Origin of the sequence: Bradyrhizobium australiense (assembly GCF_013114825.1) — a bacterium.
Classification (GTDB): domain Bacteria; phylum Pseudomonadota; class Alphaproteobacteria; order Rhizobiales; family Xanthobacteraceae; genus Bradyrhizobium; species Bradyrhizobium australiense.
Map to the genome: position 1 here is coordinate 80,370 of NZ_JAAVLX010000010.1, position 13,646 is coordinate 94,015.

The window sequence follows — 13,646 nt, forward strand, 5'->3', positions numbered from 1 at the left end:
CGACCATGGGCACCGCCGGTGAAAGCCTTGCATTCTTGGACATACCGGAAGGTTCTTTATGGGTTGCGAACAGCGAGGTAACCGCAGCTCTCGAAAGACATTTTCTTCCGGCTTATCTCGCCAAAGCCAGGTGGTTCCCTGGTAACTCTGAAACGCGAATTAAACCAAAGATCATTGCACGCCTTCCTTTCACCGCGGACTCAACCACTTTCGTCGTTATCCAGACCAACCATCACGCGCGCTATCTCCTGCCCTTACGGGTCGACTGGTCCGTTGATGCCGGTCCCGAACTGGATAGATCCATCGTGGCCCGTTTGCACCAGGGAGAGCGTGAAGGATTGCTGTGCGACGTCGCTGCTGATCCGGCTTTCATCCGGCTAATCCTTGAGCACCTTCGACGGGAGGCTTCCATTGCCGGCTCGGGGTGGCGGCTAGACTTCAAGCCCACGAGCAAACTCGGGAGCCAACCACCGAATACTCCATCCCGGATCCGCGCAATTCAAGGCGAGCAATCCAACAGTACGGCGGTGGTTGACCAGGACTATGTCGTCAAGCTGTACCGCCAAATCGAGCCCGGCCAAAACCCCGAAGTCGAGATGGGATACTTTCTGACCGAGGCCGCGAATTTTGCGCATACGCCCGCGCTGCTTGGCCACCTCGAGGCTGCTCATGGTTCGGCGAGGTATGCCCTTGGTATCGTCCACGCATTTGTGCCGAACCGCGGTGATGCCTGGACTTGGTCGGCCGACCGCCTCAGCATTTACCTCGATTCAATCGTGAAAGGCTCTGAAGAACGCGACAAGGCGATCACCGCAAGGCGGGATTATCTCCAGTGGGTGCGGCGTCTGGGACGCCGTGTGGCGGAGATGCATCGCTCTTTGGCGAGCCGCGACGACGTAGCGGCCTTCAAGCCTGAGCCGATCGACGAAGGCGATCTCGATTTCTGGATCGGCGATGTTATGGAGCGCGCGGCTCGGATCTTCAATAGGTGGGAGGAATCGTCGCTGGATGTGAACGACCGCCCCCTCATGGAGCGCCTGCTTTGGGTCAAACCTCGAATGTGTGACTACGCAGCTAACCTCATCCGTCCTTCGCTTGGCCGCTGCAAGATACGCCATCACGGCGATTTGCATTTGGGCCAGGTGCTTGTAGCCAATGAGGACGCCGTCATTATTGACTTCGAGGGCGAGCCCAGCCGACCCTTGGCAGACCGGAGGCGCAAGGCTCCTGCTGCGCGCGATGTCGCAGGTGTGTTACGCTCACTGGACTACGCTGCCATGGCCTCAAGACAGCACAGGCAGAAGTCAGAAACGCTCAACGCCCCGACGTCGCGAGCCTTATTGGCATGGCGCCAACAGTCCACAGATGGCTTTCTGAGCGCTTATCAGGAGGCGATTGGCGCCTCGGTTCTGTGGCCCGAGCGCGCCGAAGATACAAAATTGATGTTGAATTTCTTTCTGCTCGAAAAGGCGCTCTATGAGGTCGAATATGAGCTTTCCTACCGGCCGGCTTGGATTTCCGTGCCATTGCAAGGCGTCCTGCGGGTTCTCGAAGAAGGAGGCGTGGCCTAGACCGAGAGTGGGAATTCAGCGATATCCATGATGGCACCAAGCGCCTGGCGGAGCCGTCGCGTCATGGTCTCTTCCGTCGCGAGGCCGAGCGCCAGCATTGATCGACCAGCGGCCCTTATGCGGTGGCCAAAAGGATAAACCGTCACCGTCACATCCGGTACGTGCGTATCAATGAGCCCGGCCCAGGCGCGGCCCTGCGGCACTTCGGGCAAGACGAATTCGACCAAATCATGATGCGCGTTATAAATAAGCAGCAGCGTCGCATCGGAGCCTTGCCGTTTGACGCCAGTTTCCTGGGCCCTTCCGTCAAGCAGCATACCGAAACATCGCGTGGCCGGATTGTCCCAATCCGCCGTTCTCATCTCCCGACCATTCGGAGCGAGCCAGCTTACGTCCTTCACGTCTAGTTCTTCATTGACGTTGCCGATGACAAACCTTGAGCGATGCAGGATGGGAAAGGCCTGCCGTGTCGCGATTAACTTGCGGACGAATTCCCGCAAGGCGCGGCCTTCGGCCGAGATACCGAGCCAGTTGAGCCATGCCGCGTCATTGTCCTGAGCATAGGCGTTGTTGTTGCCACGCTGAGTATGGCCAAACTCGTCACCCGCGAGGATCATAGGCGTCCCGTGCGACAGCAGCGTCGTCGCCAGGAGATTGCGCTTTTGCTGCTCACGAAGCTTGATGATCTCTCGATCATCAGTCGGTCCTTCAGCGCCGTGACCCCACGAATGATTGTCCGAGTGTCCGCCGCGGTTGTCTTCGCCATTGGCCTCGTTGTGTTTATCATTATAGGAAACGACGTCGTTCAGTGTGAATCCGTCATGCGCCGTAACGAAATTGACGGACGACCATGGCCTGCGGCCACGCTTGTTGAAGAGGTCGCCGAATGCGGTGATGCGCCGCGCAAATTCGGGCGTCATGCCTTCATCCCCCTTCCAAAAGCGCCGCACCGCATCCCTGAATTTATCATTCCATTCCGTCCATCCAGGTGGGAATTGGCCAACCTGATAGCCGCCCGGGCCTACATCCCAAGGCTCGGCGATCAGCTTGACTGACGAAAGGATCGGATCCTGCCGGCAGGCATCCAGAAAACCGCCGCCTTCATCGAAGCCGTAGGGCTCCCTCGCAAGAATGGTCGCAAGGTCGAAGCGGAAACCATCCACGCGCATGTCGGTCGCCCATTAGCGCAGGCTGTCCGCCACCATCTGGAGCAATGCGACAAATTTACCGTATTGCCGGTACCGGTATCATTGATATAGTAGCGCTTCTGGTTCGGAAGCAGGTAGCTCGCATTATCGATGCCGTTGAAGGAAAGCGTTGGCCCGAGTTCGTTCCCTTCAGCAGTGTGATTATAGACGACGTCGAGAATCACCTCGATACCATGGGCATGGAACTGATTGACAGCTTCCTTGAACTCATTCGCAAAAGGCGTCTTGAGATAGCGCGGCTCGGGCGCGAAAAACGCAAGCGAGTTATAGCCCCAATAATTACGCAGGCCGTTCTCCACAAGGTAACTATCGTCCACAAATGCGTGGATCAGTAGAAATTCAGCGCTCGTGATCCCAAGCGCGCGAAGATAAGCAGGGATATGCGGATAGCAAAGTCCGGCGAAGGTACCGCCGACGCTTTCCGGTACAAGCGGATGGCTCCGGGTAAAACCTTTGACGTGCATCTCGTAGAAGATGGTGCGGTCCCACGACACCTCGGGCTTTGCCGCACGGCCCCAGGTGAAGGCGGGATCTATCATTCGGCATTTTTGCATAAGATGCGCGCTGTCGCGTGAATCGAAGGACTTGTCGTTGTCCGAGTGACCGAGCTCATAGCCGAATAATTCCGGTCCCCAACGCAGCGCGCCGACAAGCTGCTTAGCATAAAGATCAATCACCAGCTTGTTGGGATTGAAACGGTGTCCCGCATCTGGCTCGTAAGGGCCGTGGACCCGGTAGGCGTAGCCTGTGCCCGGACGCGCGGTCGGTATATAACCGTGCCAGACTTCATCGATGTATTCGGGCAGCTCGATGCGTTCGATCTCTTTCTTTCCGCTGTCATCGAACAGGCAGAGCTCGACCTTGGTGGCATGAGCCGAAAACAGCGCGAAATTGACGCCAAGGCCATCCCAAGTGGCCCCAAGGGGAAAGGTTTTGCCTTCCAGCACCGGTGCATGCCGAAGGCCTGCCGCCGTCAGGGCCCGTCTCTTATCCTTGATCTTGTTCATGAACAATCCCGGATGCATCCCTGCAACGCGCGAGGGCGGCTATGAGTAAAAGGCCTTACCCATCTTTGGTTCCTGCCACCCGCCAGGCGTAAAAAGCAGCCGCCCATGTTCGGAGCGGCTCCTGGACTTCCGCAGCTTTAGCGATCCAAGGTCTTTGTATGCCGCTCGATGCGTATCTGAAGTGAAGGGACTCTACCGCCGGTCCGCTACGTTCAACAGCTGACGTTACGGACGGCATACCGATGAGTTAGCGCAGAGTGAGCTTTTGCAACTCGCTGCTTTATCGCCCGAGCATAAGGCTTGCGCAGGATTGGACACTGCGAAGCAATTTAACTTCGCTATGCTTCGCCCGACTGATTTGGGTGGAGCTTGGCTTTTTCTTCCTCGTATGCCCTGATGAGGTCAGCGACAGCTTCGAGCATCAGCTCGTCACTGGTTGAATTTTCTAATCTCCGACACGCTTCGATCTTGTAGTCCAGTTCGCGGCACAAATCGCACATGCGCACCTCCTGTGTCACGGCGGGCACACGGTGTCTCCAGCCGGACTTTTGGCTGACCACTGCCGGTGATGTGCTACAATGCTATCAGAACCGGCTTTGTTTCAAAGGAACGTCACCTGGGCAACTGTCCCCCCTTCCTAGCCGGAGCCGGCGGTAACGCCGACCGCTCGCGTTGAACCAGCGCATGAATAAGCGCCAGCTTGCCGATGACCGGGCCAGTCGAAACGAATGATCCATGTCCCGGGTGTCTTGGTGCGATTCAGGCTGTTCATCGCGAGTACGAATGGATACCCAGACCGCGTCATGGCATCAAAATCCTCGATCATAAAGAGGGCAAACTCGACCCTCGCGCGTAGGCCGCCAATGCGGTCGGCGGCTGGGGCGATCTGCACGCCGAAATTGCCTGCCATCTCCAGCTTGTCGACGATGTGGAGATAGTGCGCCCAGGTTCGGCAAAATCCTCCCAGGGCTGAGCCGTATAGGCGGAGACGTTGCTCTCCTGCCAGTTCGCTGGCGGCCCTTTCTTGTAGTGGCGGCGTACCTCGTTTCAGAGCCAGATGCATACAGACGGCTAATCTGACAATGCGCGACAGCGGTCCAAGGTCGCAAGTTCCGTGCCACCACGTGATGCGGAATTCACCAACTTGGAAACATTGTCGCTGTGCACGTCAGGGCCAACATTTGTTATGGATTCGAAACAGCTTCAGCCCCACACCTCGCAACCGATGTGGACTTAGCAGCAACTCTACCCTCACAGAATCGGCCGCCGTGTCACTCTCCGAGTAAGAACAATCTTGCCACGTTACCACTTTGGCTTGGTAGACTCGCAGACTGTCGCTGACGAAGGTGGTCAGTGGCTGCCAGATAACGATACTGCAGAAAGAGTGGCGAAACAGATCGCCGAACGGCTATGGATCGATCGTCCGCAACTTAGAAATCGCAGCTTCGCGATCTTGGTTACGGACGAGGACGGCGAGCGGGTTTGTCGGGTCCCCATCGATCCCACGCACTAGAAGACGCAACTTGTTACCGGACCAGGTGGACTATTTTCTTTTGATCGCAAGCGCCGTGGTGTTGGTTTCTAGCTTCGCCGCGCTGGCTTGCGTTGTCGTAAAGGGGCATCTTCTCCGCGGAAGGTCTTGATCTCTTCGCGATGTCCTGATGAAGATGTGAGGCCGCCGTGCTGCCTCCACTCGGAATATTTTCGGGACCGAAAGGCTGTCGTCGTTATCGGTTTGGGGAAGCGGTATTTCCACGAAGTGCATTGCAAATGCCCGTTCAGAAACGGAGCAGTCCGAACACGAAAAGCAGCGCGACTGTGACGAGAGCCGAGATCAGCGGCGAACCTAAACAGCCCAGGCGGTTCGAGAACAAAGAGGAACATGTTTGCGGTGCGGCTGCTTTAAATCCAATTTAAACCCGCTATTCAAACCGGCCGATTCCGAAACTGTTCCAGAGCGACGCCAGTCGAGCCTTCCTGACGCTCGTCAGTCGTTGACCAGGGTGCCGATCAACTGGAGTAGAGCCTGGTGTTCGGGACCGTTGGCGCCAGCTCGAAGGAATTTTCCGATTTCGATCAGGGACGTGCGTCCCCCGGAGCTGGCATTCGGCTTGTGCTCTACCATCGCGACACCCGATTGCGGATCGCGGACAAGGCGCCAAACATCACCGTTGGCGCTTTCGTAGAGAACTCTTGTCATGCCTTTCAACCAGGTGATCTCCGAGGAGTTCCTGGAGGGGCGGCCGGAAGAACCAAAATCCCCGACGGACGTTGAGTCCGCATGTCGGACGCTTTTCATTATTTCCGGGCCCATGCCGTTCGAGCCCTGTGCAAGGCTCGGGCGATGCCTCTCGGACGGATCAGGCATCTCCAGATCGTGGTAGGAAGGATCTACGAAGGAGGCCGCATACGGCCCGAACCTGCATCACATGGATGACTTTCGGGCGGCACAAAAGCTCGAGAAATCGCTCGACTGATGGGTTTTGCGCTCACTCCGCCCGTGGACAGCCGGCTGCATCGCGACCGGCAAATTTATCAATCGAAGCACGCCGTCCGCAAAGAATTGCGTCCGCCGCGAGAAGAAGGTGGGTGAGCCCGCAGGAGACGAGTTGAGTGGCGGTTGCAGACACCCGGACGGTCGCAGGGCTACTACCGGAACATGCGCAGCGGACCGCCTTGCGCGGCGGCAATCCATATCGTGCAAAGGCCTACTCCCGCGCTGCGGATAGTCTTTCCGCGCTTACGGTCCCGCTCCACGTGCTGATCGAGGAGGATCCGCCTCACCGAAATTCCCGGATTGGGGGAAGCTTATCGCCGACAGCATCACTAAGCTGCATCGGACGGGCACGCATCCGAACTTGGAGAAGCTGCGGAAGGAGATCCCGGCCGGCGTCCTGGAGATGTTAACGGCGCCAGGCTTGCGACCCGAGAAGGTGCTCCGGCTTTACAAGGATCTCGGCATCACCTCCCTTGCCGAACTCGAGGCCGCCGCGAAGGACGACCGCATCAAGGACGCAAAGGGCCTCGGCGCCTCCTTGCAGACGAACATTCTGCAGAATCTGGCGATCGCGAACTGGCAACGGAGGGCTGCATCTGCACCGCGCGGCCGCCCTCCTTAGAGCATGCGAAGGCCTCGCTTCAGAAGGCGCGGCCCAGTCTGAAGCATGTCACCATCGCTGGCGACTTCCCGGCGCGGGTGCGAACTGGTGGGCGACCTCCCTCTTGTTGCCGAAGCGCCCGAGGTTGAGAACGGACCGGTCGCCCTGGATTCGGGCAGGCTCACAGTCCACCTCACCGACCGGAAGCACTTCGGCGACCCTGCTTCACGCGACCGGATCAATGGAATACCTCGAGCAGCTTCGGGCGCCAATGGCGAAGGCAACGCGCAAGCGCGGCTTCCAGTATTTCGGTGTGGACCACTCGCAGTCGCCGCACTACGCCGGCGGCTCTCGCTCGAGGAGATCGAGGCGCAGCACCGCGAAGCCGACCGGCTTAACAAGAATTTCGGTAAGGAATTCCGTATCCTCAAAGGCATCGAATCCGATGCCGATGGCTCCCCTGGACTACCCGGACGACATTCTTAGTAGGTCGACTTCATAGTCGCGAGTATCCATGGCCGTTTCAAGCTCGACCGGAAAGCGCAGGCCGCCCGGCTGCTCCGCGCGATCTCGAATCCACGCACCACGATTCTGGGTCATCTGACCGGACGACAGCTAATGCGCCGTCCAAGCTGCGACATCGGATCGAGAAGGTACTGCGCACCTGCTCAAGACACAGCGTCGCCGTAGAGATCAACGCCCATCCTTGTAGGCTATCTCGACTGGCGCTGGCACCAGGCTGCACTCGACTTCGGTTGCACGTTGAGCACAAATCCGGATGCCCACTCGATTGGAGAGCTCGAGCATATGCACTGGGGCGTCGAGATGGCCCGCAAAGGCGGCGCACCAGCGGACGGGTGTTGAATGCAATGAGCCTGCCACAGCTCATGAGGCATCTTAAGCGCCGGCGGTAAGCGATCTCTCATTGCATCGTTCGTTCAACTGGTATGGTCGACTCAAGCAGCGGGCGCTCGCTGCTTCTAGACGACTCTTTGAGATTGGCGTGCTCCGGCTGCTCCGCCTGTTTAGCAAGCCGGCCGCGCAGTAACGCGAGCACGGCGGCTTCCTCCGGCTTCATAATTTCGACGGCGCTCCGAAGCTCGCTCTCGACTTGTGACTTGATCTCGAGGACCAGGTTTCCATCCATGTAAGAGTTAAGTACCTCCGGATGGATGTAGCACTTCCTGCAAATCGTCGGTGTGTTGCCGAACCGCGCCGAGACTTTTTCGATTGCACTGCGAAGATTGCGCTTGGCCTGCGCGGCGCTGTCGAAGCTCTCAAGTTCGCTTAGGGTCATGGCCGCTAGAACAGTCCCCGCCCAAGTCCGGAAATCCTTTGCCGTAATGTCTTTACCGGTAATTGCCTTGAGGTACTCATTCACGTCTGTCGATGTGACGTCCTGACAGTTACCTTGTTCATCGATGTATTGAAGCAGTTCCTGTCCGGGGAGCTCCTGACATGCCCTGATAATCTTGGCGATGCGCCGGTCTCGTACACGGAGCGACCATTGTTTGCCCCCTTTGCCCGCGAAGCGAAAACGAACCTCGTTTCCCTCAACCGCCACGTGCCGATTCTTCAACGTGGTCAGGCCAAAGCTGTTGTTTTGCCTGGCGTAATCGTCATTACCTACGCGAATCAACGTGGTCTCCAGGAGATGCACGACGGTTGCCAGAACTTTTTCGCGCGGCAGGCCGCGCAATGCCATGTGCTCCCGCACTGTTTCCCGAATGGAAGGGAGCGCGTCTGCAAATGCGACCACATGCTCATACTTCGTGCTTTCGCGCACTCGCGGAAGCGAGCATGGTAGCGATATTGCTTGCGCCCCTTTGCGTCACGGCCGGTTGCTTGAATATGGCCATCCGGAAACGGGCAGATCCACACGTCGGTCCATGCTGGCGGGATCGCCAGGGTTCTGATCCGCTTCAGCCCGTTAGGTCCGCTGAGCCTCGAGCCGTCGGATCGTATGTAGCTAAATCCCGTTCCTGCCTTCTTGCGCCGAATACCAGGCCGTTCGTCCGACACGTATCTCAGGCCAGCAGATTCGGCGGCATCCCGCGGGTCGACAATCGCCTGCGCGCTATCTGGTGGCTCGATCAGCAACACACCGCCTCCTGTCCAATGAACCTTTCACGCCAAGGAGGGTTCCTGTCAGGTTTTGCATGAAGCACAAGGGCCTAGCGCCGCAATCTGCGGTGAGCTCGAAGAGCGGGCGCCTTTCGAGCTAAGACCTGATTCGGTCAACCGGCTCTGCGGTGCCGCGCGCCTCCCCTTCCTTGGCCCGTTTTCCCGCTTCGGGCTCGGCGGGCAGGCTTTGTCGAGCGCTCGGCGGCGACGCTTCGCCGGAGCGCGTCCATGAGATTGACGACAATCTTGCGTGAAGGCTTGACCGGAGGGGCCTGCGCCGGGCGTTTCGCCTGCTTCCTGCGCAGGATGCGCACGAGAGCGCTGCGGTAGTGATCCTCCAGCATTGCGGGATCGAAATCGGCTGATTTCGTCCGAATGATGTGCTGCGCGAGCTTCATCATTTCGAGCGGCAGCTTCATCCCGGGAATTTCGCTGAAATATTCCGCCTCATTGCGGATCTCATGTGCGAAGCGAAGCGTTACGCCGCGAAGGCCGCGGCCCATCGGCTCGAGCAGAAATGGCCGCTCGCGTGAGGACAGCACCACCCGGGCTAGGCCGCTAACGGCCTCCCGGCTCATCGCATCTCGGATCACCGCAAAAGATTCCCGACTGATCTCCTCTCGCGGCATGATGTAGTACGGCTTCTCGAAATATCGCGAATCGATCTGCCTGGCAGGAAGGAAATGCTCGATTTCTATCGTGCGCGTATTCTGCGGCCGCGGGAAAGTGACGGCTTCCTCCTGCTCCTCATCTTCCTCATCATAGTCGGCGGCCTCGTCGTGACGGCTGGCGCGGACGTTTGGCGGGCTCTCACGGCGGGCCGGCTTGGCAAGCTCCACCTCACCAGGCGCCCGGCGCTCGCGTCGCGCCTCCTCGAGGTCTCGATCCTCGATCAGCAAAAACTCGTTCTCGCCGACCTCATACCCGCGCGCCTTGTCGGCTGCATCTACGGCTTGGCCTGTAACGGAATCGAAAAGTTTCTGTTTAACACGATGGCCTGTTCGCCGGTTGACCTGCCGAAAGGAGATCCGCTCGGCCGCCGAAATTGCGGGATAGAGCGCGATGGGACACGAGACGAAGGACAACTTTAAATAGCCCTTCCAGTAGGGTCGGGAGGCCGGCACTGGAAACTCCAACGCAACAGGGTGCAAGAGCCAAGCTTGAGCTATGGCCGCGGAGTCAACGGACGTAACGCATGGAAGTTTCAGGGACCGGCTGTGTTACACATTTCTTCTCGCAGGAATGTTCCGAACGGCCCGACCGCCAAGCTTCTTCCCGGCCTCCCAAATTCGCGGTTCGAGTCGCAATATGGCAGGGGTGCCGATCGAGGGCGGTCCGGATCGTCGGCCTGCGATAGACAAATTGAAGCAGATCAGGGCCGCCGAAGGCCGCTCAGGTCAAAAAGCCGAGTTCGGCATAGCCGATCTTGTGTCAGCTAAGGGCGTTAGTGGAAGCCCAACGCCTTCTTTTGGCCCAAAGCCAAGTCTGCACACCACCTTAGCTGCGTGAGTACGACACTGATCAAGCACCGGGCTTTTCCCGCGATGAAACGAAAACGCGAAGTGCCCAGGTTTCAAAAGAAAGCACGAATCGAAAACGACTGTAATCGCCGCAACGATCCAAAAGCCGCACCCGAGAAGATGCTATATCCTCAAGCATTCCGTTTTCTTGAAAAGAAGCTGCGAAATGCCGCCCACGCTGCTGCGAGTCCCCCGAAAACACCGAATAAGAGAAACTTACCCAGAGCGTTAAACGCACCGATTTCACGGCTACCGCTGCCGCACCACCAACTCCGCAACTTTATCGCCGGTTCTAAATTCTGAATATTTCTGACCCGAATTGAAGTCGATCCTGCGAGCGCATTATCTTTGTCCAGAGAAGCAGGGCCGAAACAAGTAAAGGGCTCACTACGTCCGCCCGTCCCAGCAATCGAATAATGTAATTTACTGCCACGCCGCCATCAGCTTCTCGAAAGCTTGATTCCCCATTTGAGCCGCTTCGTCTGAACGTCATAGTGCGGCACTACGTACCAATCCACTAATCGGCGCCATTCCGTTGCGAACGTCAATCGCGCCGGCCAATCATCGCTGAAAGGTGACAAGATGCGATCAACGCGCCGTTGTAGCCGCCGCTGGCTATCCTCAAGTGCGAGATACAAGATGCGGCTCTGGGTCGGCCGTTTGACACCGCGTTGATGTTGCTGCACTGGCTAATGAGTGATGCCGGTCAGGCTATTCAGTTGGCGCATGGCGGCTGGCTGGAGTTCATCATTATCGTCTAGCCTGCGAGTCTCTGACTCGCTTGAACCACAATCAAAGCATTGTCCGGGTAGCTGGATCGGTGTGCGGCCACCTCGTTGGTGGTCAATCCAACCTCAGCTTTGCGGACTCACGGAGCGATGCCAAATTCGAAGCGATATTGATCGCGTTTCCGCCAACGGCACCGAGATCTTCAGCTTGTAAGCCAGCTGCAGGTCCAGTGTGCAACTCTAAGAAATGCAGTCTACCCAACTGCGCACAACTCCCAATGTTATCGAAGTCCCACTGTTACGAACTGCTGCCCGTCCCGGAGCTTGGAGCTGACCATGGCTCTTCGCGACAGGCCTCTCTTCACGCTAAACGAAGTGACCCGCTTGCTTTTCATACCCGCAGGAATGCTCGCGGAGCGAGTCAGCTCTTCTAAGGAGCACCGGAGCCAGAGTTCGCCGCAGCGCCCGACGCGTCATCACTCGACTTTTCGGCGCGGCTATGCTGACCCGTTACGCCTAATGCATCGCCGGATGCGGGCCGCGATCGCCGTCCTGCCCTTCGAGCACCCGAAGTTTGCCGTCACTGCTAGATCAATGCCGAAGGCTTTGTGGCCTGATTTAAGCGGCTCGCGAGCGCTACGCTAAGTCGTGACGTTCCGCGCCGAGCCCATGCTCGCCCGTGCCGAAAAAGTCATCGAGAGTGCGGACTAGCAAAAGCCTAGGGGGTTACTGCGAGCGCTGTTCCCAATGTTGTCTAATGGGCGCGCTCACGTCCTTACCTGTGGATTAACGCTCCATTAACGTACGTGCCATCAACATGCTGATAAGCTCCGGTCAGGCATGGGGATCTCAGCATGATTGATGTAGTGCTTTACGTCTTGGCGTGCGCATCGCTGTACGGCCTAACGGGCTTTCTGTTTCACGATCAGATCACGAAACGGCGTTGATTTAGCCTCTCGGCCGGTCAGCGCCAGAAATCCTTGAACCGATCTGGCGATAGCTCGGTATAGCGCACCGTGTGCTGAATATCCGATGGCCCAGCTACGCTTCAGCGCGCGTGTATCGTGGCCTTGTTGGCAAGGGCAAACCCGCAGGCATGCCGCAGCATATGCGGGTGCGCTTTAAACCCCAGATCCGCCGCCTCGCCCGCGCGCTCCACTATCCGAGCAAATCCCCCCGTGCTGAACGGGGCACCGCGCTCACCTCTTAACACGAAGAGCGACTTCGGCTCTTGCTCCCGCGCCAGCTTGCGGAGCGCATGCAGTTCTTCGCCCGTATCGGGTGCCTGCTCGGTGATCCCTTTTCACCCTGCGCCCCGCCAGAGTGGCGGCGCTGAAATCGACCTGATCCCACCGGACATCGGTTAGCTCGGCGGCGCGCAGTCCGTGCCGATAAGCGATCAGGATCATAGTGGCGTCTCGGTGCCCCGCGGTTTGCCTTCGCCGTGGCAGTGAGCCGGGCAACCTCAGCATCAGATACTCCCGCGTCCGTAGCTCGGCATTCGCCCGCCGTCGCGGTGTGACTGTTCGATTTACAGTGCTCGGCGTGACCAGCCGCAAGCGCGATTTCGCCATGACAATTCGCCTCCGTGCTGTGGGTGACTGTTCAAATAACCTTCGCGCAAACGTGACCGGCCACCCCTCTGGCAATGCGTGAAAGTTTCCGAAATCCGGAAAATGAGGCAGCAAGTTGGGAAGCGAGTCGTGCAGCATATAAAAAATGTCGGCGGATACCCTGCTGGTGAAGTGTCCCCATTGCGGCGCCTGGCCGATGGCTGCGAGCCTGCCGAAGCCCGCTTCAGTCCAGCAAAAACCGCGATTAAAGTGCCCCAAGTGCCGGCACGAGGACAGCGCTCGGCTGCATCGCCCGAGGTCCGCACTACGCCTCCCGCAGGAGCAGCCGCGCGACGCCCACGGGGTGCGATGAAGATCCGCTCTCATTCCGAAAGCCACATCGTCGAACTCGACGACGGCTCGCGCTGGCAGATCTATCCGGGCGACGTCGACCTCACGCTGAACTGGAGGCCCGAGACCGACCTGAATTTAATAGCGAGCGATGACGAGATCAGTTCTCACGCGCTGGTCGACGGTGGCGCCAGGGTGCGCGTGATTCCGGAGGGCCAAAGCTGGCCGGTCGACGAGGTCAGGACGGCGCTGAGGAAGGAGAGTTAGATCAGACGCCCCGGACTGGAGGAGGCCGCCGCCTTTGGCTATCCTCGCGAGCGCTAGTTCTGAATAGCGGGTCGTGACCTTTGACTATCCGCGACAGGCGCCGTAGTTCAACGGCGGGCGACGGTCTCTCCAGTTAAATGGGGTACCCGGACTATCGTTCCCCGATTTGAGGATTGCCTTCGTCCCGCTCCGCGCCTCGGGGAACGTCCGTCCCAACCG

General features: G+C 58.4%; 9 protein-coding genes and 3 pseudogenes. 5 read left to right on the forward strand and 7 right to left on the reverse strand.

Features of this window, described 5'->3' with window-relative positions:
* Window positions 1-5 precede the first annotated feature (5 nt).
* Window positions 6-1,571: a putative maltokinase gene (locus tag HCN58_RS27835; RefSeq protein ID WP_171582560.1), complete on the forward strand. Its 1,566-nt coding sequence runs from the start codon at window positions 6-8 to the stop codon at window positions 1,569-1,571.
* Here the strand turns inward: HCN58_RS27835 and glgX are convergent.
* The 3 genes and pseudogenes from glgX to HCN58_RS27850 all read right to left on the reverse strand — a co-directional run bounded on the left by glgX (window position 1,568) and on the right by HCN58_RS27850 (window position 4,849).
* A pseudogene (gene glgX / locus HCN58_RS27840) lies at window positions 1,568-3,786 on the reverse strand (glycogen debranching protein GlgX). The gene HCN58_RS27835 and the pseudogene glgX overlap by 4 nt on opposite strands.
* Before the next feature lie 338 nt (window positions 3,787-4,124).
* Complete coding sequence (locus HCN58_RS27845; protein WP_171582561.1) at window positions 4,125-4,313, reverse strand: hypothetical protein; 189 nt, start codon at window positions 4,311-4,313, stop codon at window positions 4,125-4,127.
* A gap of 110 nt (window positions 4,314-4,423) precedes the next feature.
* Window positions 4,424-4,849, reverse strand: a complete 426-nt coding sequence (locus tag HCN58_RS27850; RefSeq protein WP_171582562.1) for a putative zinc-binding metallopeptidase — start codon at window positions 4,847-4,849, stop codon at window positions 4,424-4,426.
* 231 nt (window positions 4,850-5,080) lie between these two features.
* Between HCN58_RS27850 and HCN58_RS37520 the strand changes: the two genes are divergently transcribed.
* Window positions 5,081-5,299: a DUF6894 family protein gene (locus tag HCN58_RS37520; protein WP_376701225.1), complete on the forward strand. Its 219-nt coding sequence runs from the start codon at window positions 5,081-5,083 to the stop codon at window positions 5,297-5,299.
* A gap of 474 nt (window positions 5,300-5,773) precedes the next feature.
* Here HCN58_RS37520 and HCN58_RS27855 read toward each other — a convergent pair whose 3' ends face one another.
* Window positions 5,774-5,986: a hypothetical protein gene (locus tag HCN58_RS27855; protein WP_057853333.1), complete on the reverse strand. Its 213-nt coding sequence runs from the start codon at window positions 5,984-5,986 to the stop codon at window positions 5,774-5,776.
* Window positions 5,987-6,399: 413 nt separating this feature from the next.
* Between HCN58_RS27855 and HCN58_RS37525 the strand changes: the two are divergent.
* Window positions 6,400-7,798: pseudogene (locus HCN58_RS37525) on the forward strand (DNA polymerase/3'-5' exonuclease PolX).
* Window positions 7,799-7,806: 8 nt separating this feature from the next.
* Here HCN58_RS37525 and HCN58_RS27865 read toward each other — a convergent pair.
* Both HCN58_RS27865 and ku read right to left on the reverse strand, forming a co-directional pair.
* A pseudogene (locus HCN58_RS27865) lies at window positions 7,807-8,981 on the reverse strand (DNA topoisomerase IB).
* Window positions 8,982-9,121: 140 nt separating this feature from the next.
* Window positions 9,122-10,132, reverse strand: a complete 1,011-nt coding sequence (ku, locus tag HCN58_RS27870) for a non-homologous end joining protein Ku (protein ID WP_171582563.1) — start codon at window positions 10,130-10,132, stop codon at window positions 9,122-9,124.
* Window positions 10,133-10,552: 420 nt separating this feature from the next.
* Here ku and HCN58_RS27875 point away from each other — a divergent pair, with 420 nt between their 5' ends.
* On the forward strand, window positions 10,553-10,831 hold the full coding sequence (locus HCN58_RS27875) for a hypothetical protein (protein ID WP_171582564.1): 279 nt from the start codon (window positions 10,553-10,555) through the stop codon (window positions 10,829-10,831).
* A 1,473-nt stretch (window positions 10,832-12,304) separates the two neighbouring features.
* On the opposite strand, the gene HCN58_RS37530 is transcribed toward HCN58_RS27875, so the two are convergent.
* A complete protein-coding gene (locus tag HCN58_RS37530) occupies window positions 12,305-12,553 on the reverse strand; it encodes a tyrosine-type recombinase/integrase (RefSeq protein ID WP_376701226.1) in 249 nt (82 codons plus the stop codon).
* A gap of 625 nt (window positions 12,554-13,178) precedes the next feature.
* On the opposite strand from HCN58_RS37530, the gene HCN58_RS27885 reads away from it, so the two are divergent.
* Window positions 13,179-13,427: a hypothetical protein gene (locus tag HCN58_RS27885; RefSeq protein WP_171582566.1), complete on the forward strand. Its 249-nt coding sequence runs from the start codon at window positions 13,179-13,181 to the stop codon at window positions 13,425-13,427.
* Window positions 13,428-13,646 lie beyond the last annotated feature (219 nt).